Annotated in this window: 27 protein-coding genes; 14 read left to right on the forward strand and 13 right to left on the reverse strand. The window is 73.1% G+C overall.

Annotated elements, in window-relative coordinates:
* Positions 1-27 precede the first annotated feature (27 nt).
* Together ABD901_RS18650 and ABD901_RS18655 are read right to left on the reverse strand one after the other, a co-directional pair.
* The gene (locus tag ABD901_RS18650) at positions 28-1059 is read right to left on the reverse strand and encodes an MBL fold metallo-hydrolase (RefSeq protein WP_345128266.1); all 1032 of its coding nucleotides are present in this window, start codon (positions 1057-1059) and stop codon (positions 28-30) included.
* A complete protein-coding gene (locus tag ABD901_RS18655) occupies positions 1056-1673 on the reverse strand; it encodes a TetR/AcrR family transcriptional regulator (RefSeq protein WP_345128268.1) in 618 nt (205 codons plus the stop codon). The genes ABD901_RS18650 and ABD901_RS18655 overlap by 4 nt, the downstream gene beginning before the upstream one ends.
* Before the next feature lie 99 nt (positions 1674-1772).
* On the opposite strand from ABD901_RS18655, the gene ABD901_RS18660 reads away from it, so the two are divergent.
* Positions 1773-2636: a DUF72 domain-containing protein gene (locus tag ABD901_RS18660; RefSeq protein WP_345128269.1), complete on the forward strand. Its 864-nt coding sequence runs from the start codon at positions 1773-1775 to the stop codon at positions 2634-2636.
* A gap of 6 nt (positions 2637-2642) precedes the next feature.
* On the opposite strand, the gene ABD901_RS18665 is transcribed toward ABD901_RS18660, so the two are convergent.
* Positions 2643-3542, reverse strand: a complete 900-nt coding sequence (locus ABD901_RS18665; RefSeq protein WP_345128270.1) for an SDR family NAD(P)-dependent oxidoreductase — start codon at positions 3540-3542, stop codon at positions 2643-2645.
* Positions 3543-3644: 102 nt separating this feature from the next.
* On the opposite strand from ABD901_RS18665, the gene ABD901_RS18670 reads away from it, so the two are divergent.
* Positions 3645-4496 carry a helix-turn-helix transcriptional regulator gene (locus tag ABD901_RS18670; protein WP_486303870.1) on the forward strand — a complete coding sequence of 284 codons (852 nt, stop codon included), beginning with the start codon at positions 3645-3647 and terminating at the stop codon, positions 4494-4496.
* A 6-nt stretch (positions 4497-4502) separates the two neighbouring features.
* On the opposite strand, the gene ABD901_RS18675 is transcribed toward ABD901_RS18670, so the two are convergent.
* Complete coding sequence (locus ABD901_RS18675) at positions 4503-5183, reverse strand: M23 family metallopeptidase (RefSeq protein WP_345128271.1); 681 nt, start codon at positions 5181-5183, stop codon at positions 4503-4505.
* Between the two features lie 180 nt (positions 5184-5363).
* Here ABD901_RS18675 and ABD901_RS18680 point away from each other — a divergent pair, with 180 nt between their 5' ends.
* The 3 genes from ABD901_RS18680 to ABD901_RS18690 all read left to right on the forward strand — a co-directional run bounded on the left by ABD901_RS18680 (position 5364) and on the right by ABD901_RS18690 (position 7226).
* Positions 5364-6368, forward strand: coding sequence for a TerC/Alx family metal homeostasis membrane protein (locus ABD901_RS18680; RefSeq protein WP_345128272.1), 1005 nt, complete (start codon positions 5364-5366; stop codon positions 6366-6368).
* A gap of 4 nt (positions 6369-6372) precedes the next feature.
* Entirely contained in the window at positions 6373-7032 is a 660-nt protein-coding gene (locus tag ABD901_RS18685; protein ID WP_345128273.1) for a response regulator, read from the forward strand.
* A gap of 71 nt (positions 7033-7103) precedes the next feature.
* Positions 7104-7226, forward strand: coding sequence for a hypothetical protein (locus tag ABD901_RS18690; protein ID WP_345128274.1), 123 nt, complete (start codon positions 7104-7106; stop codon positions 7224-7226).
* Positions 7227-7246: 20 nt separating this feature from the next.
* Here the strand turns inward: ABD901_RS18690 and ABD901_RS18695 are convergent, their stop codons facing one another.
* The gene (locus tag ABD901_RS18695; RefSeq protein WP_345128275.1) at positions 7247-8233 is read right to left on the reverse strand and encodes a sensor histidine kinase; all 987 of its coding nucleotides are present in this window, start codon (positions 8231-8233) and stop codon (positions 7247-7249) included.
* Positions 8234-8252: 19 nt separating this feature from the next.
* Positions 8253-8384 (reverse strand): hypothetical protein, encoded by a 132-nt coding sequence (locus tag ABD901_RS18700; RefSeq protein WP_345128276.1) that lies wholly within the window; start codon positions 8382-8384, stop codon positions 8253-8255.
* Between the two features lie 148 nt (positions 8385-8532).
* Here ABD901_RS18700 and ABD901_RS18705 point away from each other — a divergent pair, with 148 nt between their 5' ends.
* Complete coding sequence (locus ABD901_RS18705) at positions 8533-8724, forward strand: hypothetical protein (RefSeq protein WP_345128278.1); 192 nt, start codon at positions 8533-8535, stop codon at positions 8722-8724.
* Between the two features lie 41 nt (positions 8725-8765).
* Here ABD901_RS18705 and ABD901_RS18710 read toward each other — a convergent pair whose 3' ends face one another.
* Positions 8766-9755, reverse strand: a complete 990-nt coding sequence (locus ABD901_RS18710) for a polysaccharide deacetylase family protein (protein ID WP_345128280.1) — start codon at positions 9753-9755, stop codon at positions 8766-8768.
* A 4-nt stretch (positions 9756-9759) separates the two neighbouring features.
* Entirely contained in the window at positions 9760-10743 is a 984-nt protein-coding gene (locus tag ABD901_RS18715) for a glycoside hydrolase family 11 protein (protein ID WP_345128281.1), read from the reverse strand.
* A 228-nt stretch (positions 10744-10971) separates the two neighbouring features.
* Here ABD901_RS18715 and ABD901_RS18720 point away from each other — a divergent pair, with 228 nt between their 5' ends.
* On the forward strand, positions 10972-11997 hold the full coding sequence (locus tag ABD901_RS18720; RefSeq protein ID WP_345128282.1) for a LacI family DNA-binding transcriptional regulator: 1026 nt from the start codon (positions 10972-10974) through the stop codon (positions 11995-11997).
* Positions 11998-12053: 56 nt separating this feature from the next.
* Here the strand turns inward: ABD901_RS18720 and ABD901_RS18725 are convergent, their stop codons facing one another.
* A complete protein-coding gene (locus tag ABD901_RS18725) occupies positions 12054-12647 on the reverse strand; it encodes an adenylate kinase family protein (protein WP_345128283.1) in 594 nt (197 codons plus the stop codon).
* A 146-nt stretch (positions 12648-12793) separates the two neighbouring features.
* On the opposite strand from ABD901_RS18725, the gene ABD901_RS18730 reads away from it, so the two are divergent.
* The 3 genes from ABD901_RS18730 (at position 12794) to ABD901_RS18740 (ending at position 15985) form a co-directional block, all read left to right on the forward strand.
* Positions 12794-15115 carry a helix-turn-helix transcriptional regulator gene (locus ABD901_RS18730; protein ID WP_345128285.1) on the forward strand — a complete coding sequence of 774 codons (2322 nt, stop codon included), beginning with the start codon at positions 12794-12796 and terminating at the stop codon, positions 15113-15115.
* Between the two features lie 74 nt (positions 15116-15189).
* A complete protein-coding gene (locus tag ABD901_RS18735) occupies positions 15190-15714 on the forward strand; it encodes a GtrA family protein (protein WP_345128286.1) in 525 nt (174 codons plus the stop codon).
* A 46-nt stretch (positions 15715-15760) separates the two neighbouring features.
* Positions 15761-15985 (forward strand): hypothetical protein, encoded by a 225-nt coding sequence (locus tag ABD901_RS18740; protein WP_345128287.1) that lies wholly within the window; start codon positions 15761-15763, stop codon positions 15983-15985.
* 10 nt (positions 15986-15995) lie between these two features.
* Here the strand turns inward: ABD901_RS18740 and ABD901_RS18745 are convergent, their stop codons facing one another.
* The 3 genes from ABD901_RS18745 to ABD901_RS18755 form a co-directional block, all read right to left on the reverse strand.
* The gene (locus ABD901_RS18745; protein WP_345128288.1) at positions 15996-16559 is read right to left on the reverse strand and encodes a hypothetical protein; all 564 of its coding nucleotides are present in this window, start codon (positions 16557-16559) and stop codon (positions 15996-15998) included.
* 41 nt (positions 16560-16600) lie between these two features.
* On the reverse strand, positions 16601-17167 hold the full coding sequence (locus ABD901_RS18750; RefSeq protein ID WP_345128289.1) for a hypothetical protein: 567 nt from the start codon (positions 17165-17167) through the stop codon (positions 16601-16603).
* A gap of 215 nt (positions 17168-17382) precedes the next feature.
* Positions 17383-18939 carry an alpha-L-arabinofuranosidase B gene (locus ABD901_RS18755; protein WP_345128290.1) on the reverse strand — a complete coding sequence of 519 codons (1557 nt, stop codon included), beginning with the start codon at positions 18937-18939 and terminating at the stop codon, positions 17383-17385.
* Between the two features lie 428 nt (positions 18940-19367).
* On the opposite strand from ABD901_RS18755, the gene ABD901_RS18760 reads away from it, so the two are divergent.
* The 3 genes from ABD901_RS18760 (at position 19368) to ABD901_RS18770 (ending at position 22472) form a co-directional block, all read left to right on the forward strand.
* Positions 19368-20252 (forward strand): prenyltransferase/squalene oxidase repeat-containing protein, encoded by an 885-nt coding sequence (locus tag ABD901_RS18760; RefSeq protein WP_345128291.1) that lies wholly within the window; start codon positions 19368-19370, stop codon positions 20250-20252.
* Positions 20253-20266: 14 nt separating this feature from the next.
* The gene (locus ABD901_RS18765; protein ID WP_345128292.1) at positions 20267-21082 is read left to right on the forward strand and encodes a class I SAM-dependent methyltransferase; all 816 of its coding nucleotides are present in this window, start codon (positions 20267-20269) and stop codon (positions 21080-21082) included.
* 232 nt (positions 21083-21314) lie between these two features.
* Positions 21315-22472 carry a PQQ-dependent sugar dehydrogenase gene (locus ABD901_RS18770; protein ID WP_345128293.1) on the forward strand — a complete coding sequence of 386 codons (1158 nt, stop codon included), beginning with the start codon at positions 21315-21317 and terminating at the stop codon, positions 22470-22472.
* Between the two features lie 22 nt (positions 22473-22494).
* On the opposite strand, the gene ABD901_RS18775 is transcribed toward ABD901_RS18770, so the two are convergent.
* On the reverse strand, positions 22495-24696 hold the full coding sequence (locus tag ABD901_RS18775) for an MMPL family transporter (protein WP_345128295.1): 2202 nt from the start codon (positions 24694-24696) through the stop codon (positions 22495-22497).
* A gap of 131 nt (positions 24697-24827) precedes the next feature.
* On the opposite strand from ABD901_RS18775, the gene ABD901_RS18780 reads away from it, so the two are divergent.
* A complete protein-coding gene (locus ABD901_RS18780) occupies positions 24828-25604 on the forward strand; it encodes a class I SAM-dependent methyltransferase (protein WP_345128297.1) in 777 nt (258 codons plus the stop codon).
* Positions 25605-25626 lie beyond the last annotated feature (22 nt).

Genomic DNA, 25626 nt, shown 5'->3' on the forward strand with positions numbered 1-25626 from the left:
TGATCCGCCCCTCAGCCCGCGCGGGGTTCAGCTCAGGCGCCAGTGCACCGGCGTGCCGTCCACGCAGCGCAGGGCGCCGGCGCCGTCGAGGTGGCGCAGGTGCGCGAGCGTTTCGGCGAGGGCCATCCGGCGCAGCATGCCGCGCAGCGAGTCCCAGCCCCGCGACCACGTCAGCGCGGCCGCGACGTCCCAGGCCGTCGCCGGCCCGAGGGTGTCGAGCACGCGCAGGATCTCCCGCCCGCGCTCGTCGTGGTGGCGGATGAGGTCGGCGGCGCGCACGTCGAGGCCCCGGAAGCGGTACTCGTGCGCCGGCAACGCCTCGTCGGCGCCGAACTTCGCGGTCAGTTCGAGGGAGTCGAGGTAGGCGCTGAGCGGGTCGCCGTCCTCGGTGTAGACGCCGATGTTGGGGCTGATCCGCGGCAGCAGGTGATCGCCGGTGAGCAGGATGCCGGCGCCGGCCTCGTGCAGGCACAGGTGCCCGGGCGTGTGCCCCGGCGTCCAGATCGCCCGCACCTCGTGGCGCCGCATGGGCAGCAGGTCGCCGTCCTCGATCGTGCGGTCCGGCTCGGCCATGCCGAGGATGTGGCCGATGCGCCCCGGGTCGACGGCCAGCGCGGCCGCGTCGGCCTCGGGGGTGCCGTGGCGAAGCAGCCACGCGCGGTCGTGCTCCGGGCGCCGGTCGCGCCACACCCGGCCCGGCAGCGTGCGCGCCTCCTCGGGATGCATGCCGATCCACGCGCCGCTCTGTTCCCGCACCCAGCCGCTGAGGCCGTGGTGGTCGGGGTGCACGTGGGTGACGGCGACGCCCGTGACGTCGCCGATGCCGGCGCCCGCCGCCGCCAGGCCCGCGGTCAGCGCCGCCCGGCCCTCGGCGGTGTCCCAGCCGGGGTCGACCAGCACGACACCCGAGTCGTCCACAAAGCCATAGCAGATGGTGTACCGCAATGGGCTGTCCGGAATCGGCACCGGGAACGACCACACGTCGGGCCGGACCCGCTCGACCGGTGGCAGGGTGCGTTGCTGCCAGGCGTGGCGTTGTGCGGTACCGGTGACGATCATGCTTGGTTCTCCGCCCGTGCGGTGACGGCGTGCAGCAGGAAGTCCACGAGCCGCCGGGCGTGCCCGGCCGTGTCGGCGGCCGCCGCCGCGCGCCGGTCCGGCGGCGTGCTCAGCGCGTGCATCATGGCGCCGCCCGCGAGGGTCTCCAGCAGGAGCGTGACCGAGGCCTCCGCGGGCAGCTCGCCCCGGCCGATGCCGCGGCGCACGATCGCCCGCGCGGCCGTGACCTGACCGGTGCGCATCGCCTCGTACGGCTCGGCGACGCCGGGGATCGTGGCCGCCTCCAGGGCCAGGCGCAGGGCGGCGCGGCTGGCCGGCCCGGCGTACAACTGCAGCATCTGCCGCGCGAGCTCGACCAGGTCGCCGTGCAGGGTGCCGGTGTCGACGTCACTGATGCGCACCAGGCCGGTCGTGAGCGCGTCGGCGAGCAGCGCCTCCTTGCCGCTCCAGCGCAGGTACACCGACGCCTTGCCGACCCCGGCCCGCCGGGCGACGCTCTCGACGGAGAACCCGGCCCAGCCGCCGTCGCCGAACACGTCCAGCGCGGCCCGGGCGATCCGCTGGTCCACCTGCGGATCACGCGGCCTGCCCGGCGCCGCCATGGTGTCCCTCATCGCTGCACCTTAACTGCACGGACAGCGTTCAGGAATTCCGGGTCCGGGCGCCGGCCTCGGAATTTGCGGTTCGCGCCCGTTCGGGGTCGAATGAATTACATGGGTGTAGTTCGCGTCGGCACGGCGTCATGGGCGAACCGCCGGCAGCTCGCCTCCGGCTGGTACCCGCGCTCGGTCCGCACCCCCGCCGGTCGCCTGGCCCACTACGCGAGCCGCTTCGACCTGGTCGAGGCCGACACCGGCCACTACGCGATCCCGGCACCCGAGATCACGGCGGCCTGGGCCGCCGCGACCCCGCCGGGGTTCACCTTCGACGTGAAGGCGTTCGGCCTGCTGACGGGCCACCCGACGAGCCTGGCCGCCCTGCCCGCGGACCTGCGCCCCGCCGGCGCCGACCTGACCACCCCCTTGCGCCGCGGCGACCTGCCCATCGAGGCCGTCGAGGAGCTCTGGCTGCGTCTGCACCAGGCCCTGGACCCGCTCGAGGACGCCGGCCGCCTGGGCGCGGTCCTGCTGAGCTTCCCCGGCTGGCTGGCGTACGGCCCGGCCGCCCGCCGCCGCGTCCTCGACACGATCGAGCGCTGCGCACCGCGCCCCCCCGCGGTCGAGCTGCGCCACCCGTCCTGGTTCGAGGGCGCGCGCGCCGCCGAGACGCTGCTGATGCTGCACGACGCCGGCGCCGCCCTGGTGTGCGTGAGCGACGTGCACGGCCTGGCGGTGACGGCCGAGCCCGCGATCGTCCGCCTGGAGGACCCCGCGAAGCCCGAGCACGGCGCCGGCGAGCGCGACGAACGGCCCGACGAGCCGCGGCTCGCGGACTGGGCGGCCCGGCTGCGCCACCTGGCCGCGGACGCGGACGAGCTGCACCTGCTGGTGGACACCCGCAACGCGCACCGCGACGCCGAGCGGCTCGTCGAGCTCCTGGCCGAGCGGCCGTTGCGGTCCGGGCTGCGCGCCGTCTAGCTCCCGCTAGGCGCCGGACGCGAGCAGCTGCGCGGTCGCCGTCCACAGGCGCTGTTCGCGGTCCCGGTCGTGTGCCTCCGGCCGTACCTCGGCCGGCCGGCCCCGCACCACGAACGCGCCGTCGCGCAGGTGGGCCCACCGGTCGTCGAGCGCGATCGAGGCCAGCTGCGGGCCGGAGGTCTCCGGGGTGGCCACGCCCGGCAGCCGGGCGATGCCGCGCCCGATCGCCTGCAGGGCGGCCGGCGCTTCCCGGCCCAGCGCGGTGCCCGGCATCCAGCCCGGCTCGAACACCGTGACCGCGACGCCCGGCCCGGCGTGGCGCTGCAGCTCGTGGGCGTAGTAGAGGATCGCCAGCTTGGCGGTCGAGTAGGCGGCCCCGGAGGCCCTGGTGCCGGGGTTGTCGGCGCCGGTCGCGGGCCGGGCGATCTCGACCGGGTCGCGCCAGTCCGCGCCGGGCACGCCGAGCAGCCGGCGCCAGAAGTTCGCGTAGTAGGTGTTCGAGCCGATCAGCACGATCCGGGCCGGCGCGGCGAGCGACCCGAGCAGGTCGCCGATGAGCTGGGCGTGCGCGAGGTAGTTCACGGCGAACGTCAGCTCGTAGCCGTCGGCGGACGCGCGCCGGGTGTCGGCGGACATGGCGCCGGCGTTGGCGACGATTGCGCGCAGCGGCGGCACGGTTCCGGCCTCCAGCAGGCCCCGCACGCTCGCCGCCGCCGCCCGCACGTCCGAGAGCCGCGACAGGTCGCACTCGATCTCGTGGACGGTTGCGCCGCGGGAGCGGGCCTCCGCGGCGACCTGGGCCAGCCCGCGGCCGACCAGCAGAAGGTCCGCCCGCGGGCGGTCGGCCATGGCGAGGGTGGCGGCGTGGCCGAGGCCGCGGGTCGGGCCGGTGATCAGTACGGTCATGGGCCCAGCGTGCCGGTCCGCCGGCCCGTCAGGCAGTCGTCGCGTTGTCGTAGGAGTGCCAGGGCCAGGACATTCGCGGCCGCGCGCGGGCAGACTGGGCGGGTGCAGGAGTGGGAGTTCGGCCGCATGGTGCGCCACTGGCGCGACCGCGTCGCACCGTCGGACGTCGGCGTGCCCGTCGGCCGGCGCCGCCGCGCGACGGGCCTGCGGCGCGAGGAGCTGGCCGGCCTGGCCGGCATCTCGGCCGACTACCTGACCCGCCTGGAGCAGGGCCGTGCGACGACCCCGTCGGCGCAGGTGGTGGAGGCGCTGGCCCGGGCACTGCGGCTGGCCGACCCGGAGCGGGACCTGCTGTACCGCCTGGCCGGCCACGCCCCGCCCGGCCTGGACGTGGTCCCGTCGCGCATCACGCCGAGCGTGCAGCGCCTGCTCGACCGCCTGGTCGACACCCCGGTCGTGGTCTACGACGCCACCTGGACGCTGGTGACGGCGAACGCGCCGTACGACGCCGTGATGGGCTCGACCACCGCGTGGAGCGGGATCGAGCGCAACGCGATCTGGCGCAACCTCGCCGGTCCGCCGTCCCGGGTGGTCCACACCGCGCAGGAGCGGGCCGACCACGAGGCGCGCCTGGTCGCGGACCTTCGGCTGACCGCCTCCCGCTACCCGGCCGACCGGTCCCTGCGCCGCCTCGTCGCCGAGCTGTCGGCCCGATGCCCGCGCTTCGACGAGCTCTGGGACTCCCAGGCGCCCCCGCCGCTGCCCGACCTGTCGAAGCGCAAGGTCGTCGACCATCCCGCGGTGGGCCGCATCACGCTGGACTGCGACACGCTGCTGGTCGCGACGGACGACCTGCGCATCGGCGTCTACACGGCCGAGCCCGGCACCGAGGACGCGCAACGCCTCGCCCTGGCCGTCGTGCTCGGCACGCAGTCCCTCGCCTCGCCGCTCTGACGAGCGTCAACCGCAGTTGCGGCTCGTGCGGGTCTGGTCGGGGGACTGCGGGCCCGCGGTGCGCAGCGGGCCCGTCGCGGCGCTGCCGTCCGACGTGATGCCCGACGGGACGCCGTCGAAGATCGACTCGACCTTGTCCTGGACGCCGCGGGTGTGGCGCGGGTCGCGGGTGTCGTCGAGCTGCTCGTAGTGCAGGTGGTCGACCTTCGTCGAGCCGGTGTGGCCGACCTGGCCCAGCGGCTGGGCCTGGCCCACGCGGTCGCCGGTGCGGACTCCCGGTGCGCCCGCCAGGTGGCCGTACGTGGTGAACCAGCCGCCGCCGTGGTCGATGATGACGCCGAAGCCCAGGCCGCCGCGGGTGCCCGACGCGCCCGGCGCGGCCTGCGCGCCGTTGTCCAGGGTGGCGCTCCAGCCCGCCCACGTGACGGTGCCGGGCGCCGAGGCGACCACCGTCCGGCCGCCGGACTCGCCCTCGGCGGCGAAGAAGTCGATGTCGTAGTCGTCGTGGCCGGGGTACGTCGTGAGGCGCCAACGCTCGCCGCACGGGAACGGCAGCTGGAAGTTGGGGCGGGGGCCCGGCTGGACCGGGCGGTCGGGGTGCCGGCGGGTGAGCACGACGTAGGACACGACGGCGCAGGCGACGATGATCGACAGCATCGTCCAGCGGTACACGCTGCGGGCGCTCATCTGCTCCTGTCCCAGGAAACGTTCAGGTTGGGCCGGTAGTCTCGGCCGCCGAGGGGAGTATCTCGCAAAGGTCGACCCGGTCAGGACGAGCCGCCGACGCGGCTTCCGGGCGGCGCCCGCCAGCAACGCGGCGGGTGAGAGAGACCTCGAACGAGCAGTGCTGCGTTCGAGGGAGCCCGCATGACCCAGTCCATCGCGTCGCCCGCCCTGTGGACGGTCACCGTCGCCGTCCTGCTGGGGCTGCTCGCGCTCGACTTCGTGATGACCCGCAAGCCGCACGACGTGCCGATGCGCGAGGCGGTGGCGTGGTCGGTGTTCTACCTGGCGCTGCCTGCGGGCTTCGGCGCCTACGTCTGGCTGGCGCACGGCGGCACCGCCGGCGTCGAGTTCTTCACCGGCTACGTGGTGGAGAAGTCGCTGTCGGTCGACAACCTGTTCGTCTTCATGCTGCTGCTCGGCGCGTTCGCGGTGCCGTCGGCGCTCGCGCAGCGGGTGCTGCTCTACGGCATCGTCGGCGCCCTGGTGCTGCGCGGCATCTTCATCGCCGCCGGTGCCGCGCTGCTGTCCGCCGGGACGTGGGCGTTCCTGCTGTTCGGCGCCGTGCTCATCGTGACCGCGGCGAAGGTGCTGCGCGACGCGCTGCGGGGCAACGAGCACCAGGTCGACCCCGGCTCAATGCGCGGCACGCGGCTGCTGCGCCGGCTGATGCCGGTGACGGAGGAGTACCACGGAGCCCGCCTCACCGTGCGCCAGGCCGGGCGGCGGGCGCTCACCCCGATGGCGCTCGTCGTCGCCGCGGTGTTCCTCACCGACGTGGTGTTCGCCGTGGACTCGGTGCCCGCGGTGTACGGCGTGACGAGCGACCCCTACCTGGTCTTCGCCACCAACGCGTTCGCGCTGCTGGGGCTGCGCGCGCTGTACTTCGTGCTGCGCAACGCCCTGTCGAAGCTGCGCCACCTCAACCACGGCCTGGCGATCATCCTGGCGTTCATCGGCGGCAAGCTGGTGCTGCACTGGGCGCACACGGTCTGGGCGTGGGTGCCCGACGTGCCGACCCCGCTGTCGCTGCTGGTCATCGTCGCGACCCTGGCGATCGTGACCGCGACGAGCCTGCTGGCCAACCGGAGGGAGATCGCGGCCGGGTCGCGGCAGGCCGCCCCCGTCAGCGACGCCGGAGTAGGGTGATCCGGTGACGGGTGAGCGGCTGCGCGTCGTGGTCGGCGACGACTCGGCACTCATCCGCGACGGGCTGGGCCGCCTGCTCGCCGAGCACGACATGGTGGTCGTCGGCGCCACCGGGCACGCCGGCGAACTGCCGGACCTCGTCGAGCGGCTGCGCCCCGACGTCGTCATCGCCGACATCAGGATGCCGCCGACCCACACCGACGACGGGCTGCGCGCGGCCACCGCGATCCGCCGCGCCCACCCGGACGTGGCGGTGCTGGTGCTGTCGCAGCACCTGATGGTCGCCGACGTCGCCGAGCTGGTCCGGGCGCCGGGCGGGCGGTTCGGGTACCTGCTCAAGGACCGCGTCACCGACGTGGCCCGCCTCGCCGAGTCGCTGCGGGTGCTCGCGGCCGGCGGCACCGTCTTCGACCCGGAGGTGGTGTCGCGGCTCATGCGCAAGGCCGCCGACCCCCTCGCGACGCTCACGAACCGGGAGCTCCAGGTCCTCGGGCTCGTCGCCGAGGGCGCCACCAACCAAGCGATCGCCGCGGCCCTGGGCATCGCGGAGAGCACGGTCGAGAAGCATTGCAACGCCGTCTTCGCCAAGCTGCACGTCGACGCCGACCCGCAGGGCCACCGCCGGGTCCTGGCGGTGCTGGCCTACCTGCAGGCCGTCGAGTAGCAGGCAGCTGCTACGAGCGGGTGGCGGCCAGCGCGGTTCGCGCCAGCGCCGCCCGCGCCGAGAATCGGCGCATGTTCAGCACGACACGCCTGCTCTCGACCCTCGCCGACGCCATGCGCCGCCGCCGGTGCCGCCGATCCGCGCCCGATGATCGCCCGCCGCCCGTCCTGCCGCCCCGCCCGTTCGGCGGCTGAGCCCTTATGCCACCGGTCCCTCATGCCACCGGCACGTGCGCGACGAGGGTCGTGCCGCCGCCGTCGGTACTGCGGATCTCCAGCCGGCCGCCCATGTGGGCCAGCCGCTCGGCCAGCCCGCGCAGTCCCGAGCCGCGGCCGGGGTCGGCGCCGCCGCGCCCGTCGTCGGACACCTCGACGCGCAGCTCGCCCGCCGCCTCGGTCAGGCGGACCCGCGCCGCGGCGGCGCCGGAGTGCTTGACCACGTTGGTGAGCGCCTCGCTGACGAAGAAGTACGCGGTGGCCTGCGCGGCCGGCGGCAGCGCGCCGACCTCATAGGTGAAGTCGACCGGCACCGGATAGGCGCGCACCGCGCCGCGGATGCACTCGGTGAACGGCACCCCGCCGACCATCCACGGCGGACGGCGCAGCAGCATCGCGCGCAGGTCGGCGGCGGCGCCGTCGAGCAGGTCGGCGGCGTCGGGCCCGCCGGTGGCCGACGACAGCAGCATGGCGGCGGCGATGAGCTTCTGCTGCACCCCGTCGTGCAGTTCCCGCTCGATGCTCCTGCGCTCCTCCGCCTCGCCGAGCGCGATCCCGCGCCGACGGTCCGGGCCGGCGCACCCGGACACGTCGATGGTCGCGTCGAGGGCGCCGGCGTTCCCGGCGACGGCGACGTGCACGGACACGGCCGGGCCCTGCAGGGCGTCGGCGACGGCGTCGTACACGGCGAGGGCCAGCTCCGGCGGCGGCTCGCCGGTCGCGGTGTAGTCGACGCGGACCGCGGGCCCGTCGCCGTGCTGCAGCTCGCGCAGCGCCGCCTCGAGCCCGCGCTGCGCCAGCGGCGCCGGGTAGGCGCGGTGTGCGGCCTGCCGCAGGCGCCGCAGCGCGTCCACGACACCCGCCCGGACCTGCTCCGGGCCGGCGCCTCCGGCCGACCGGGCCCGCCCGGCCAGCTCGGCGACCTCGTCGCGCAGCCCGCGCAGCCGCCCCTCCACCTCCGGGCGCCAGGCGCGGGCGTCGTTCACGGCGCCAACGATAGCCGCGTCAGTACGCGTCCATCGGCGCCTCGACGATCCGCCCGCCCGGCTTGGCCATCACAGCCGCGACGAGCGGGGCGAAGTCGGGCACGTCCGTCCGATGCTGCCGCTGGCTGCGGCGCTGGTCAGCCGCGGGCACGATGTGCGCTTCTACACCGGCTCGGCGTTCCGGGCCAGGGTCGAGGCGACCGGCGCGGTGTTCGAGTCATGCTGTCCAGCCGGGACACGGCGCGGCGGGAGCTGGTGTTCGACGGGGTGCGAACCGGGTCGCGTTCGCCGGGGCCGGTGTGAACCTGCGCACCGGCGAGCCGTCCGAGGCGGCGCTGCGCTCGGCGGTGCGGCGGGTGCTCGGCGAGCCCTCGTACCGCGAGCGGGCCGCGGCGATCCGCGACGACGTCGCCCGCCACGACGGCCCGGCCGACGCGTGCGTGCTCATCGAGCGCCTCGCGCGCACCGGCGCACCGGTGCTGCGCTGCTGAACGAAAGGGGGCGCGGCGCCGCCGCGCCCCCTCTCGCAGGGTCAGCCGGTACTGCAGGAGACCGTCGGCCACGTCCACTTGCCGTTGGCCTGGATGGTGACGCCGAACGTGTTGCCGCTGCCGTTCGGCTTGCCGACCATCACCTGTGCGCTGGGCCAGGTGGCGCTGACGTTCCAGGTGGCGATGATCTTCTCCGGCGCCGGGACGTTCATGGTGACGGTCCAGGTGCTGGAGCCGGTGACGGTGACATTGAGGTTGTACCGGTCGCTCCACTGCTGTCCGGCGGACAGGGTGGCGGTACAACTTCCTCCGCCACCGCCGCCACCACCGCCACCCCCGCCTCCGCCGCCGCCCGTGGGGGCGACCGCGCGGCCGGTCTGCGGCGAGATCATGCCGGCGCACAGGCCGCGGCCGGCCAGGCCCTGCGCGATGCGCGGGATGGCGGCCAGGGTGTTGGCCGGCCACTCGTGCATCAGGATGATCTGGCCGTTGGTGAGCCGGGCGTTGGCCGCCACGATCGCGTCGACGCTCGCGCCGTTCCAGTCCTGCGAGTCGACGTCCCAGATGATCTGGGTCAGGCCGTATTTGGCCTCGACCGACTGCAGGGTGCCGTTCGTCTCGCCGTACGGCGGGCGGAACAGCTTCGGGGTGCCACCGCCGGCGTTGGCGATGGCCTGCTGGGTGCGCGAGACCTCCGAGTCGACCTGCGCCTGGCTCTGCTGGATCAGGTGCGGGTGGGTGTAGCTGTGGTTGCCGACCCACATGCCGGCGGCGACCTCGGCGGCGACCTGGCCGGGGTAGGCGGCGGCGTACTGGCCCTCGTTGAACATCGTGGCCCGCAGCCCGTTCTGCCGTAGCGCGTTGAGGATCGCCGGGGTGTGGTCGTTGGACGGGCCGTCGTCGAAGGTGAGCCCGACATAGCCGTTGCAGGTGGCCGCGCCGGCGGGCCCGGCGCGAAGGGTCACGGCGAGCGTGGTGGCCAGCGCCGAGGTGGCGACGGCGAGTGCGGCGACGAGCAGGCGTCTGGTCATGGCGTCACCCCGCGCTGCACGAGACGGTGGGCCAGGTCCAGGTGCCGTTGGCCATGATGGTCACCCCGAAGGTGTTGCCGCTGCCGTTCGGCTTGGCCACCATCACCTGCGCGCTGGGCCAGGTGGCGCTCGTGTTCCACGTCGCGCTGATCTTCTCGGGGCTCGGCACGTTCATCGTCACGGTCCAGTTGCTGCTGCCGGTGACCGCGACGTTGAGGTTGTACCGGTCGCTCCACTTCTGCCCGGCCGAGAGGGTGGCCGTGCAGCCGCCACCTCCGCCTCCGCCGCCGCCGGGGGTCGTCGGCGGCGGGGTGGTGCCGCCGATGGTGATGTTGGAGCTGCCGCTGCTCTGGTAGCCCTCGGTGGCCAGGATCATGTAGTTGAAGCTGCCGAGGTTCATGCCGTAGCGGGACCAGGCGTCGAAGTGGTTGCCGGTGGTGATGGTGCCGCCGGTGCGCTTGCTCTGCCGGACGCTCCAGTACTGGTTGAACGTCGCCGTGCCGATGATGGACGGCGCGTTGTACCGGGTCGTCTCGTAGATGTCGTAGGTGCCGCCGTCGGAGGTGACGGTGCCCTTGTACGTCCCGGTCGGGCGGTAGGTGCCGTAGTTGTCGACGATGTAGTACTCCACCAGCGGGTTCGTCGTCCAGCCGTACAGCGACAGGTAGGCGTTGCCGGACGGGTTGAAGCTGCCGGAGTAGTTGACGCTCATCCGCCCGCCGGTGCTCCAGCCCTTGCCGGCGACGAAGTTCCCGGCGTTGCTCCACGACGTGCTGTAGTTGCCGCCGGAGCCGAGGTTCATCGAGACCGAGCCGCTGCCCTCGGTCCAGAACGAGTAGAAGTAGCCGTTGTTGGTGCCGGTCTGGTTCGTGGTGATGGCCGCGTGGGCGGTGCCGGGGGCGAGCACGGCGGCGCAGGCCAGCGCCGCGACGGCGGCGCCGGTCAGCAGCCGGGCCCGGCGCCTCGGTCGGACAGGGGTGTCGTGCATGTGCGCGCTTCCTCCTCGTGCGCAGGGTGACGGGAGGCCCAGGCGGGGCGGCATGGTGCGGCACGGCGTGGGCGAAGCGGTCATGGCGGGTGACCGGATCGACGCCTCGTTCGAGGGCCGTCGATGGCGTCAGTATTCGACCGCTGTGGACGGCTGTCAATGTTTTCCGGAAGTCTTTCAGGCGGCTTCCGGCTGTTGCCGACCGTTGCGCACCCGTATGGTGCAAGCGTGAGCCAGGGGATTTCCGGAAGTCTTGCGGGCCGGGTCACCATCACCGCGATCGCGCGGGAGGCCGGCGTGTCGGTGCCGACCGTGTCGCGGGTGCTCAACGGCCGCGCCGACGTCTCGCCGGCCACCCGCGAGCGGGTCGAGGCGATCCTGCGCGAGCACGGGTACCGCCGCCGCCCCGCCCGCGGCCGGGCCTCCTCCGGCCTCATCGACCTCGTCTTCAACGACCTCGACAGCCCGTGGGCGGTGGAGATCATCCGCGGTGTCGAGGAGGTCGCGCACGCCACCGGCATCGGCACCGTCGTGTCGGCGATCCACGACCAGTCGGCCTCGGCCCGGCAGTGGCTGTCCAACCTGCGCGCCCGGGCCACCGACGGCGTCATCTTCGTGACCTCCGACGTGACCCCGCCGCTGCACGCCGAGCTGCGCCGCCTCGACATCCCGGTCGCGGTCGTCGACCCGGCCGGCGGCCCGGTCAACGACGTGCCCACGATCGGGGCGACCAACTGGGCCGGCGGCCGGGCCGCGACCGAGCACCTGCTCTCGCTCGGGCACCGGCGCATCGGCTTCATCGCCGGCCCCGAGCGGCTGCTGTGCAGCCGGGCCCGTCTCGACGGCTACGGCGCGGCCCTCGCCGCCGCCGGCGTCGCGGCCGATCCCGAGCTTGTCCGGCCGGGCGACTTCTACCACGAGTCCGGCTGGGCCGGCGCCGACGCGCTGCTGCGCCTGGAGCGGCCGCCGACGGCCATCTTCGCCTCCAGCGACCAGATGGCCTTCGGCGCCTACGAGGCGGTGCGCCGCCGCGGGCTGCGTGTGCCCGACGACGTCTCCGTGGTCGGCTTCGACGACCTGCCGGAGTCGCGCTGGGCCTCCCCGCCGCTGACCACCGTCCGCCAGCCCCTGGCCGAGATGGGCCTGCTGGCCGCCCGCACCGTGCTGCGCCTGGCCCGGGGCGAGGACCTCGAGACACAGCGGGTCGAGCTCGCCACGGAGCTCGTCGTGCGCGACAGCACCGCGGCGGCCTGAACGGCCAGGACCATCCTCGCGTTCGCGGCCGAGCTCAACCAGGTCTGGACGAACGGTCAGATCGCGAAGCCCTCTTCGAGCGCCGCCGGGCGCAGGGCCTCCAGCGCGGCGACGATCTCGTGGCCGACGTGCTCCGCGGGGCGCATCGCGTCGACCGGCAGCAGGATGCCGCGCAGCGCGTACCACGCCTTCAGCGGCGAGGTCGTCTCGTGGTAGCGGCGCAGCCGCTCCCGGATCACCGGCGCGGTGTCGTCGCTGCGCCCGCCCGTCGAGCCGCGGGCCAGCAGGCGGCGGGTCAGCTCCTCGTCGTCGGCGTGCAGGTGCAGGGCGACCTGCGGCAGCCGGCCCAGGTCCACCGCGAGCTGGTGCAGCCGTTCGGCCTGCGGCACCGTGCGGGGCATGCCGTCGAGGATGTAGCCGCCGTCCACCTCGCACAGCGCATGGCCGAGCGCGTCGAACACGATCTCGTCGGGCACCAGCCCGCCACGGTCCAGGTGTCCCTGAGCCGCCCGGCCGATGGCCGTGCGCCGGGCCACGTGGCCGCGCAGGATGTCGCCCGCGCCGATGTGCGGGACGTTGAAATGCGCGGCGATCCGCGCGCCCTGGGTGCCCTTGCCGGAACCTGGTGCACCGATCATCAGGACTCGCATCCGTCGGTTCTCCTCGTCGAAATGGCGACTGGTCGGGTGATGTCCTCGAAGCTACGGGCGGCGCAGAGCCCCACCATCGGCACAACTGCCGAACCTGGGCGTACGCGGCCTACTAGGCTGTTACGCCTACGCGCTACGGTCGATGGGTGCTGGAGCAAGAGGTTCTCCCGGCTGTCCCGGCATCCCCGGCGGCGCCGTCGGTGGCCTTCACCCCGCTGCTGCGCAACAAGCTCGTAGCGCCGCGGCTGTGGCCCGGCCATCTCGAACGCCCGCAGCTCGTGCGCCGCCTGGCCGACAGCGTGGCGCCGGGCCGCCTCACGTACGTCGGCGCGCCGGTCGGCTGCGGCAAGTCGACCCTGCTGGCCCTCTACGCGCGGCAGATCGCGCCGCAGGCCCGCCTGGCCTGGTACACCGTCGACGCCGCCGACAACATCGCCACCTCGTTCTGGGCCTACGTCATCGCCGCGCTCACGGAGGCGGTCGGCGACGCCGCCAGACGCGCCGGGCGGGTCCTCGCCGCGCCCGGCACCACCATCATCGACGACGTGCTGCCGACGCTCATCAACGACCTGACGCCGCTCGCCGACCCGGTGACGCTCATCATCGACGACTACGACGCGGTCACCGCCCTGGAGATCCACCGCACCCTGGGCTTCCTGGTGGAGCACCTGCCGCCGTCGCTGAGCCTCATCGTGGCCAGCCGCCAGCAGCCGCCCGCCTGCTGGCCGACCAGCCGACTGGTCGGGCGCAGCGTGCTGCTCGACCTCGGCCCGAAGGACCTGCGCCTGAGCCGCGAGGAGGCCGCCCGCCTGCTGGAGCAGGAGGTCGGCGCGCCCCTGCCCGTCGCCGACGTCGACCTGCTCTACGACCGCACCGAGGGCTGGTGCGCGGGGCTGCACCTGGCCGCGCTGTCGCTGCGCGGGCGGACCGACACCGACAGGCACGAGTTCGTCCAGGCCTTCTCCGGCACCGACCGGGGCATCGCGGAGTACCTGATGACCGAGCTCCTCGACCGCGAGCCGGCGCCGGTGCGCACCTTCCTGCGCCGCACCTCGATCCTGGACCGCTACTGCGCCGAGCTGTGCGACCACGTCACCGGCGACCGCGACGCCGGGCAGTACCTGCAGCGGGCCGAGCACGACCACCTGTTCGTCATCGAGCTGGACAACCGCGGCGCCTGGTTCCGCTACCACCGCCTGCTGCGCGACATCCTGCTGCGAGAGCTGCACCGCAGCGAGCCGGACCTCATCCCGCTGCTGCACAGCCGCGCCGCGGACTGGCTGCAGGAGCAGGGCCTGCTCATCGAGGCGGTGCGCCACGCCGTGGCCGCCGGCGACACCGACACCGCCGGCCGGCTCATCCGCGCCGACTACTTCCGGGTCGCCAACGACGGGGACCTCTCCACCGTCGTGTCGTGGTTCGACTCGATGGGCAGGTCGATCCTGCAGGCCGACGGGCGCCTGCTGGTGGCCCGCTCGATGACCGCGGTGCTGGCCGGCGACCTCGACGGCGCCCTGGCCTGGCTGGACGAGGCCTCCGGGTCGGACTCCATGAACGCCCGCCTGCGCAAGCGGGTCGACGCCAAGAAGGCGCTGCTGCACCAGATGCGCGGCTACGCCGCGGGCGACGTCGCCGAGGCGCGGCGCTGGTCGAACACCGCGCTGCACGACCTGCCTCGCGACACCGTCTGGTACGACCTGTCGCTCGTCCACACCGCCCTCGCCGATCGGCGCCGTGGCGAGTGCGAGGCGGCGCTGTACGGGTTCCGCCGGTGCCTGGCCCGCGCCGACGCGGGCGACCTGCACCTGCTGGCGGTGCAGGCCAAGGGCGGCCTCCTCCTCGCGTACTGCGACCTCGGCCGCCTCGAGACCGCCCGGGACTGGACCGAGCGCACAGCCCACGACGAGCGCTGGCGCCGCCTCGACGAGCATTGCATGACCTACGCCCGCCACTACGTCGCCGGCTGGCTCGACCTCGGCGACGACCGCCCCGACACGGCCGAGCCGCACCTGCGCCGGGCGCTGGAGCTGGTCCGCCGCGGCCCGTACCGCCTCGAGCTGGTCGAGGTGCTCACCGCCCTGGCGGAGGCCCGCGACCGGCTCGGCGACGACGAGTCCGCCGCCGCGTTGCGGGCCCGCGCCGGCCGGATCCTGGCCCGGTGCCCGGACCACGGCCGGTTGATGGGCCCGCCGACGCCCGCCGTCGAAGAGGAGCCCGCGCCGACGCCCGCCGGCCAGGCGCAGGGGGCGCAGGGCGACGGCCACGACCACGGCCTGACCGAGCGCGAGCGGATGGTGCTCGGCATCCTCGCCGAGGGCCTCACCAGTGCGCAGATGGCCCGCCGCCTGCACGTCAGCGAGCGGACCATCGCGGCACACCTGCGGGCGATCTACCGCAAGATCGGCGTCGGCAACCGCAGCGCCGCCACCCGCTACGCCCTCGATCACCACCTCGTTGCCGGCCGTTAACCGGGCCTGCGGCGCGCTGTCCTCTATCGGAACCTGGTGGGCGGCGCGGCGGCGGCCTCCGTCATGATGGGCCCATGACGGTGGACCGCACGCGTGCCGAACGCCTCGGCGACTTCCTCACCGCCTGGGTCGACCGGCTGCCGCCGCGGCTGCGCCGCTTCCTGCCGCGGGAGCTGGTCGGCTTCGCGATGCTCGGCGCGTTCACCTTCGCCATCGACCTGGGGGTCCTGACGGCGCTGCGGCACTGGACGCATTTGCCGATCGCCGTCGCGGTCGCCATCGCCTACATCGGCGCGTTCGGGCTCAACTTCGCGCTGAACCGGACCGTGAACTTCCGTTCGCACGCGCCGGTGGGGCGGCAGTTCCTGCGGTACGCGGCGGTGATGGTCGGCGACTTCCTCATCACCGTGTACGTCACGACCGGCCTGACCATGGTGGGCCTGGACTTCCGCGTCGCCCGGGTCGCCGCCTCGGCCGTCGTGGCCGTCTTCACCTACTCGGCGTCGCGCTGGTGGGTCTTCCGCGACCGCCCGGCCGCCGCGGTCCTCGCCCAGGACCAGGACACCGACCTGGACGCGGTGGGGGATCCGGTCGCCTGACGCCCGGGACAAGACCCTCTGGCAGGGCTGGTACGGCTACGCCTCCGTGATCATCGCCCCGATCACGGTCCTCATCAACCTGGCGCGCCGTGGGAAGGTCGCCAACCTGCCGGCGCGGCAGCTCGCGCCGGACGGCAGCGGCAAGGCCCCGATGGACCCGGGCAAGCCGCTGCTGGCCCGGCCGGGCACCATCATCGGCATCCTCATCCCGTTCGCGGTGGTCGCCCTGGTGCTGGTCGCGGCGACCCTCAGCGCCATGTCGGAGGCCTGAGCGCAGACGCTCAGACCGACAGGAGCCGGTCGAGCAGCCGGTGGTACTGCAGCACGGCGTCGCGCTTGCCCTCGGTGCTGTCCGAGCCCCGGGCGCCGGCGCGCGCCAGCTGATCCTCGCGCTCGTGGACGTTGTCGGCGAGGGACTGCACCGCCTCGTCGACCAGCTGCCGGGCCTCGGAGACCGTGGCCGACGGGTCCTCGACGAACCTGGTCTGCATCTCGCCCCAGCGCCGGCGTAGCTCGTCGGCCCGGCCCTGGTCCCAGATGGCCTCGTCGGCTCCCGTTTCCGTCCTGGTCGCGTTCACCGTCGTCGTGGTCGCCGGCTGGGTCCCGGTCTGCGGCTGAGCCGTGGTCGCCGGCTGGGCCCCGGTCTGCGGCTGCGCCTGAGTCTGCGGCTGGGTCCCGGTCTGCGGCTGGGCCTGAGTCTGCGGCTGGGTCCCGGCCTGCGGCTGGGTCCCGGTCTGCGGCTGGGCCTGAGTCTGCGGCTGGGCCCCGGTCTGCGGCTGGCCCTGGGTTTGCGGCGTCGGTGTCGCCGGTGGCATGGGGATCGCGGTTCCCCGTTCGTCCTGCATGGCGGATCCGCCTTTCCGGATTGGGTTCAGCGGCTTGGGTTTCAGCCGTGGCGCGGCACCGGGCCGCCGCCCGAGGCGTCGCCGACGAGCTCGGCGAACAGGATGCGGTAGTGCATCAGCGCCTGTCGCAGCTGCTCGGTCGAGGCCTGGCCGCGCTCGTTGACCTGGTTGATCTCGTGGGCCTCGCGGTAGTGGCCCAGGGTCTCGGCGTGCTCGACGCTGAGGTCCTGCACCTGGGTGTCGAAGTCGCCGACGGGGTACCCGCGATCGGCCATTACCTTCGTGACGAGCTCGTCGGCCTCCCGGGTGGCGATCTCCGGCTGCTCGACGAAGTGCGCCTGGGTGCGCTGCCACTGCTCGGCGTACCGCTGACGCTGATCGGGTTCGAGCTCCTTCAGCGACAGTTCGGCGTGCCGGCGCTCCCGGCCCTGCAGGTCGCGTTCGGCCGCTCGGCGGCTGGGCTGCTCGGCGACCACCCGCTCGTACTCCGGGCCGAAGCGCTTGCGCAGCTCCCGTGAGCGGCGGTACCGCCCGATGCCGACCACCACGGCGGCGATGACGATGAGCACGATCACGATGACCGCGAGTGCGGTCGTGGTCGACGACATAGCGACTCCCCTTCCGACTCTCCCACCTGCGACGCTAGCCCGGCCACCTTGCACCCGCCCTCACCCGCCGAGCCCGGGGAGTCCCTACCTAGTTTCCTAGGATGCGGTACACCCCGTGACGCGGCCGACGACGCTCACACCGACGACGACGGGGGAGAAGGCCCGGCAACGGCCGCCCCGCGCCCGCGGGACGGCCGTTGTGGTGCGGCGGGGTGTTACGCCCAGGAGCCGGTGACGACCCAGCTCACGTCGTCGGCCCAGAGGCCGGTGGCGTCGAAGGCGTTCGAGCCGCCGTTGCTGGCGATGTAGACAAGGTTGTTGTAGTGGCGTATGTAGCGGGTCGAGTAGTTCGACGAGGCGAACGAGTTGCCCTGGCCGTTCTTGCCGGCCTGCGGGCAGAACGTGGCGTCGGAGGCGAACAGGGCGCTGCCGTCGTTGGCGTGGACGTACAGCTGGTAGTTCTGGTGGCGCAGGTAGCTGCCGGCGGTGTTCTTCGACTCGAAGGAGACGCAGGAGCTGTTGGCCAGGCCGGCGCGCACGATCCAGGAGGCGTTGGCCTTGGCGGTGGCGGAGCTTCCCGAGTCGACGACGGCGGTGTTGACGCTGGCGCCGGAGTGGTTGATGTACCGCGTGGTGCAACAGGCGGTGGTGGCGCGCAACGAGATGCTGGAGCCCGGCGTGAGCAGGTTGTTGCCGGAGCCGCCCGGGGCGTAGCCGGCGGCGACGATGTTGGCCTGCACGGAGTTCTCGGTGGCCTCGGACGGGTAGCCCGACGTCATGACGCCCTCGTAGAAGGTGCCGGCGGAGCCGTTGCTGTTGTCGCCGCCGATGCCGAGGATGATGGCGCCCTCCTTCTTCATCGGGTTGTAGCCGGCGACGTTCGGGCGGGCGCCGTTGTAGTAGGTGGACAGGGAGCCGGTCTGCGCGTTGCCGGCCCGGATCGACCAGTGGTTGGGCTCGCCCTTGACGATGGCGGTCAGGAAGCGGTGGGTGACCGTCGGGTCATTGGCGTTGTAGCCGGCGTTGACGCCGGAGAAGAGGCCGTTCTCGAGGTCGGCCATGACCCAGGGGCCGTTGCCGGTGCCGTAGCCCCAGGCCTTGATGTTGCCGAAGTAGATGGCCTCCATGGTGCCGTTGCCGTTGTCGCGGCTGTTGCGTTCGGCGTTGCCGTAGTCGAAGCAGCAGCCGCCGTTGTAGTGGGTGCCGTCGAAGATGACGTACATGCCCTCGGGCTGGTCGCCGGTGGCGATGCCGTTGGTGCTGTTGTTGCGGTAGCCGGTGCCGGGTGCGACGAAGACGCCGTAGGCCTTGTGGCCGGCGACGGTGATCGGGGCGGCGGTGGCGTCGGCGAGGTCGTCGTAGCCGCCGGCAGCGGGGCCGTTGAAGCCGCCGGGGGGCGCCTGGGTCAGTCGGTTGTTGCGGCCGGTCTGGTCGTAGATGATCGTGATGACGCAGCTGGTGCCGGCGCAGAAGGAGTCCTGGGTGGCGGCGTTGACGTAGCCGCCGGCGCTGAGCAGGCCGATGTCGCGGGTGGTGTTGTCGGAGGCGCGGCGGACCTGGTAGAGCGCGCCGTTGTACGTTCCATAGAGCGCCCGGGTGGTGCTGTGCGCGGCGACGCAGGGCGTGCCGCCGGCGGCGTAGATGTCGCATGGCTGCGACGTGGCCGCCTGTGCGGTGCCGGAGCCCATGAGGACGCCGACGATGACCGCGCTCGCGGCGGTGAGGGCCATGGCGGCGGCCCGCAGGCGCCGGCCGGTCAGCCGTGGTGGCATTGGTGTCGACCTCTTCCATGTTGGCGGGCTGGCGACCGCGCCCGGGCACGGTGCATCGGCGCGCCGGGGCGCGGCGCGCGGGGAGAGGGCGGTTCGTCAGCATGGCGGTGCCGGGTAGCGCGCGGCGCGCCTCCTCTCGACGATGCCCATCGACCGCGCGCAATGTGAGCGCTAACATAGCGCAGCCGTGACGGGCCCGCAACGGCCGTGGCACGAAACCGGGAGCCGCGAAGATCAATCCGGCGGTACCGTCGCGGCATGGACGACACCGACACCTTCGACCCCTACGAGGGCGCCGAGGACTTCGACTGCGGCGACCTGCTCGCCGACGTCGCCGGCAACGACGTCGCCCCCGACGCCGCCGAGGACTGAGCCCGCACCGCCGCGAGGGTCAGCGCCCGGCGGCCCGTGCTGGAAGAATGCCGGGTATGGACTTCGATCTTGACGCCGCCGTGCGCTTCATGACGACCCATGCCCGCCTCCTCGACCGCCGCCGCCTGCAGTTCGCCCTCGGCGCCGGCGACCCCGACGACGTGCTCGCCGCCCTCGATCCCTACCGCAACGCCGACGGCGGCTACGGCTGGGCCCTGGAGCCCGACCTGCGCTCTGCGACCAGCCAGCCGGTCGCCGCCATGTGCGCCCTCGAGGTCCTCGCCGACGTGCGCGACACCAAGAGCCGCCGCCCGGTCGAGCTGTGCGACTGGCTCGCGCGCCAGACCCGCGCCGACGGCGGCATGCCCTTCGCCCTGCCGTTCACCGACACCGAGGGCAGCTCGCCGCACTGGGTCGGCGCCGACCCCGACGTCTCCACGCTGCAGATGACGGCGCAACTGGCCGCGCAGGCCCACCGCATCGCCCGGCACCGCGCCGACGTCGCCGAGCACCCGTGGCTGGCCGCGGCCACGGACTACTGCCTGCGCGAGATCGAGGGGCTCGACGAGGCACCGCACGCCTACGTGCTGATGTTCGCGATGCACTTCCTCGACGCCGCCGCCGGCCGCGAGCCGCGGGCCGAGCGGCTGATCGAGCACCTCGGGCAGTTCGTCGTCCACGACGGGCCGACGCCCGTGGCCGGCGGCGACGAGGGCGAGGTGCTGCGGCCGCTGAGCTTCACCCCGCACGCCGACGGGCCCGTGCGCGCCCTGTTCGACCCGGCCGCCATCGCCGCGGAGCTTTCGCGGGTCGCGGCCGAGCAGCAGCCCGACGGCGGCTGGCAGGTCGGCTTCCCCACCAACTCCGCGGCCGCCGCCGTGGAGTGGCGCGGCTTCGCCACCCTGCAGGCCCTCGCCGCCCTGCGGGGCGCCACCCTGTGAAGGAGCCCGGTCAGGTGACGACAACAGCGTTCGACGATCATGAGCGGTTGCAGTGGGCGGATCGGGCGGCGGCATACCAGGACAGCCTGGCTTCCTTGTGCGCCCAACCCGCCGCGGCCCTGCTGGACGCCGCCGGCGTCATGGCCGGCACCCGGCTGCTCGACGTCGGCACCGGCACCGGCACCGTCGCCGCCCTGGCATGCTCGCGCGCCGCACACGTCACGGCCATCGACGCCGAGCCCAGCATGCTCACGCTGGCACGCCGGCACGCTCCTGACGCCGACGTCCGCCACGCGACCCTGCCCGATCTGCCCTTCACCGAAGACTCCTTCGATGCGGCCGTGGCCAACTTCGTCATCAACCACGTCGGCGATCCCGCAGCCACCCTCGTCGAACTGCAGCGCGTCGTGCGCCCCGGCGGCCGTATCGCCGTGACGATCTGGCCGTACCCGCCACCTCCGGCCCAGCGGCTCTGGGGCCAGATCTTCGACGCCGCCGGCGTCGAGCGCCCGCTCGACCTGCCCAGGCTCGCACCCGACAAGGACTTCTCCAGAACCCGCGACGGACTGTCCGAGCTGCTGCATCGCGCCGGCCTCGACGACGTGCGCTGCGACACGATCACCTGGATCCACCGGACCGACCCCGAGGCGTGGTGGAACGGACCGGTCAACGGCATCGGCGCAACGGGAGCGCTCATGCGACGTCAGGATCCGGGCACGATGGAGCGCATCCGGCACCAGTACGAGCAGCACAGCACCGCCTACCGCGACCCCGACGGCAGGCTTGCGCTTCCCACCGCCGCCCTGCTCGCCTCCGCCTCAGTGGCCTGACCTGGATCCCGCGTGACGGCGGGGGTGACATCTGCCGTCACGGGGGAAGACGATGGCGGTGGAAAAGTCAACACCCGGTCGCACGACCCGGCGAATGAAAGCGCCGGCACTGCGTAGATGCGGTGGTGGAGCGCTCGCCGTGGTGCTGGCTTCGGCGCTGGTCGCCGGGTGCACGTTCGACCGGGCGGCGAATGCCGATGCGCAACGGGGACTGCGGCCATTCGCAGGTGGCGTGCGAGATTCGCCGGCCGAGCCGGATCCCACGGACTTCCGCGACGGACCGGCTGATCCGTCCGCGCGCGGTGATGCGCTGGTATCGGTCACCACACAGGTGCGGCACCTCGACATTCCTTGGGGCGTGACGTTCCTGGCGGACGGCGGCGCGCTGGTGACCGAGCGGCGCACGGCACGCATCCTCAAGGTCGGACCGGGTCGACAGCACGACGGCGAGCTGACGGTGGCGGTGGTGGCCACGATCACCGAAGCGAACTCGGACACCGAAGGCGGCCTGCTGGGCATCGCGGCCTCGCCGGCCTTCACCAGGGACCGGACGGTGTTCGTCTACTACTCCACGAAGACGGACAACCGCATCGCGAAGCTGCGATTGGGCGGGCGTCCCCAACCGATCGTCACGGGCATACCGAGCGGTGGCGTCCACAATGGTGGCCGGCTGGCCTTCGGCCCGGACGGGTACCTGTATGCCGGTACCGGCGACGCGTCGCACACGGAGGATGCGCAGAACCTGGGCAACCTCGGCGGGAAGATCCTCCGCATGACGGCCGACGGCAAGCCCGCTCCGGGAAACCCGTTCCCTGGCTCGCTGGTCTGGTCCTACGGGCATCGCAACCCGGAGGGCATGGCCTGGGACGGCCGCGGCAACATGTACGTCGCCGAGATCGGCGAGGCGGTGTGGGATGAGCTGAACGTGGTCCAGCCGGGCCGCGACTACGGCTGGCCGATGGTCGAGGGCATCGGCGGCAACCCGAAGTACGTGGACCCGGTGGTGACCTGGCACCCCGAGGTCGGCGTCAGCGCCGACGTGGCAATCAGCGGCCGGATCGCCGTCGTCACGTGTCTGCGAGGGCAGCGCATATACCTCGTCCTCCTCGACGGAGGGGTGGCGAGAGGCGCCGGCAGCCGGGCGGTCGAAGGTGGCGGGAACGACGTGGCCGGCATGCGGTGGCGTCCGGGGGCCGGAGTGGCGGGGCGCCCCACGGAAGCCCTGACGGCCGAGTACGGCCGGCTCCGGACCGCGATCACCGCCCCGGACGGCAGCATCTGGCTGACCACGTCGAACCGCGACGGACGCAACGATCGGGGGCCGTCGCTCGAGGATGACCGAATCCTGCGGCTGACATTGCGACCGGCCTCCGGTGCCGCAGGCGGCTGAGGCCGTCTGCGGCACCGGACCGTCAGTGGCCGGCGGTGACCAGCGGGCGTTGCGCCCCCGTCGTGGCCGGGAGGTCGTGCGAGACCCGCGGCAGCCAGCCCAGCCAGCGTGGCAGCCACCAGTTGCGCTCGCCGAGCAGCGCCATCACGGCGGGTAGCAGCACCGCCCGGACGATGGTGGCGTCGAGCAGGACCGCCGCGGCGAGCCCGACGCCGAGCTGCTTCGTGGATGCCAATGGCAGCGTGGCGAACAGCGCGAACACGGCGACCATGACCGCGGCGGCGCTGGTGATGACGCCGGCGGTACGGGTGATGCCTTCGGTCACGGCCCGTCGGGTGGGCAACCCGCGGTCGTGGCCCTCGCGGATGCGGCTGACCACGAAGACGTGGTAGTCCATCGACAGCCCGAACAGGATCACGAAGAGGAACAGCGGCATCCAGTTGGTGATGCCGTCGGCGGCGCGGAAGTCCAGCGCCTTCTCGAAATGGCCGTCCTGGAAGACGAAGACCAGCATGCCGTACGCCGCGGCGACGGACAGCAGGTTGAGCACCACGCCGGTGATGGCGACCACGATCGAGCGGAACGACACCAACAGCAGCAGGAACGCCAGGCCGAGTACGAAGGAGAAGACCAGTGGCATGCTCCGGGCGAGCTTGTCGTTGAAGTCTTTCGAGCCGGCGGTACTGCCGGTCACCCCGACCTGCGCCCCGGGCAGCCGCTCGAGCGTGGCCGGCAGGACGGTGCCGCGCAGCGTGGCGAGTGCCCGCTCGGAGGCCTGGTCGCCGCCGGTGCCGGACAGCCCGACGCTGATGACGGCGACCGTGCCGGCCGGGTTGACCTCGACGGTGATGGGTTCGTGCAGCTGGCCGGTGGCCAGGGCATCCCGCTTGAACGTGACGAGCGCGGCATCCCAGTCGGCGCCGGTGACGTGCGGCGCTCGGACCACGACCCGCGCCGGGTCGGCACCGCCGGGAAAGGCCCGCTGGATGGCGAGGAACGCCTTCGTGATCGGCGCGCTCGGGGACAGGTCCTCGATGCCTTCCGCCTTCGTGCGCAGGTGCAGTGCGGGCGAGGCGATCACGCCAAGTGCGGCGACCGCGACGAGCGCGGAGATGAGCGGACGGCGCAGCACCAGCCGCAGGAAGGCGCTCCAGGCGCGGCTCTCGGCGCGGGTGCGGTACAGGCCGGGGATCTTGCCGAGGTTGACCCGGTCGCCGAGCGCGGACAACAGGGCCGGCAGCACGGTGAGCGAGCCGAGGACCGCGGTCGCCACGACGAGGATGGTACCGATGGCGAAGCTGACGAACGTCGTGTCGCGGGTGAGGAACATGCCGGCCATCGCGACGATGACGGTGAGCCCGGAGATCCACACGGAGCGGCCGGAGGTCTGAGCGGCGATGGCGAGCGCACGGCGCGGGTCGGCGCCGTTGTGCCGCTCGTCGCGCTCCCGGCGGATGTAGAACAAGCAGTAGTCGACGCCCACGGCGAGGCCCACGAGCAGCATGACGTGCATGGTGGTGTCGACGGCCGGTGCGAGCCGGCTGGCGAAGGCGAGCAGGCCGATCGCCGCGACGACGGCGGTGACCGCGAGCGCGACCGGCAGCAGCGCCGCCACGACCGCACCGAACGCGATGAGCAGGATGCCCAGCGTCACCGGGATCGACAGCATCGAGAGCCGGTTCAGGCCGGCGTCGAGGTCGTCGCCGATCAGCTTGTCGCTGCTGGCGTCGCCGCCCTCGGCGATGTACAGCTGCGGATGCCTGCCCTGCACGCCGGCGACCGCGTCGAGGACCGGCCCGACCCGGTCCTTGGCCGTCTCGGCGTCGCCCTGCACGGTGAAGGTGAGCAGGGCCGAGTGGCCGTCGGCGGAGCGCAGCGGCTCCCCGACCTGACCGGTGACGCCGGTGCCCTGCACGGCGGCGGTGACGTCGGCGATCGCGGCGCGGACGTCCGGACTGTCGATCGTGGAGGTCTTCGACTGGACGATGACCATCTCGCCGGCCTGCCGGGGCGGAAAGCCGGCCTGCTCGACGATCCGGTCGGCGCGCCCCGAGTCACCGTTGCCGAAGTCGCCGTCCTTCGCCACGGTCGTACCGAAGTGTCCACTCAGGACGGTCACGAGGACGACGAAGGCCAACCAGCCGAGAATGGCCAGCCACCGGTGCCGGGCGCTCCAGATCGCGGCACGGGCCGCGATACCACTGACATGCTCCCTGGTTTCCATGATCCTGACGCTATGGACGCGGCGGCCCCGGTTCGATCCCGTGCACCCGCTGGTTCGTGGTAGGGACAGCCTCACCGGCGCGGCAGGCTGTCCCTACCACCGCGGCCAAGCGCCCTCGTTACGGTTAGGCGGTGACTGTGTCGCCGTCCTCACGCGCCGTCCGGCAGTACTCGACCACCAGTGACAACCTCACTGCCCGGATCGCGCTGCACGCATTCGGCACCAACTCCCAGGACTGGTACTCCTGGCTGGCTGAACGGCTGCCACTTGCGGGCCGAGTCCTCGAAGTCGGCGCCGGCACCGGCAAGCTTTGGCGCCATGTCGACCACCTCGCGCGGGGACTACGCCTGACCCTCACCGACTTCTCGCCGGCGATGTGTGAGCAGCTTCGCCTCGTCCCAAATGCCGAAGTTCAGCGGTGCGACGCCGCCGCACTGCCGTTTCGCGACGCCGGCTTCGACACCGTGATCGCCAACCACATGCTCTACCACCTGGACAACCCGGACACCGCGCTGCGCGAGTTCGCACGGGTGCTTCGCCCCGGCGGCCGGCTCGCCGTCGCTGTCAACGGCCACGACCACCTCAGCGAACTCAACGCGATCGGGCCCGCCATCGGCAGGCCCGACGCCACCGTGGGCGCCTACAACAACGACTTCACCGCCGAAACCGGACCCGAACGCGTGGGGCGGCATTTCACGGACGTCACCGTGGAACCCTACCCGTGCGACCTCGCCGTTCCCGCCGCCGAACCGCTGCTCGCCTACCTCGCCAGCGTCGTCGACGAACCGCTCACATCGGACCAGCGAGCGGCAGCACGCGAACACATCCAAACCCGGATCGACACCGCCGGCGCCTTCCGCATCCGCAAGCACACCGTACTGATCACCGCGACCAACGCAGCGAGCTAGCAGGCCTAGAGCGGAGCGAGCA

The organism is Dactylosporangium darangshiense, from assembly GCF_039537565.1.
Lineage (GTDB): Bacteria > Actinomycetota > Actinomycetes > Mycobacteriales > Micromonosporaceae > Dactylosporangium > Dactylosporangium darangshiense.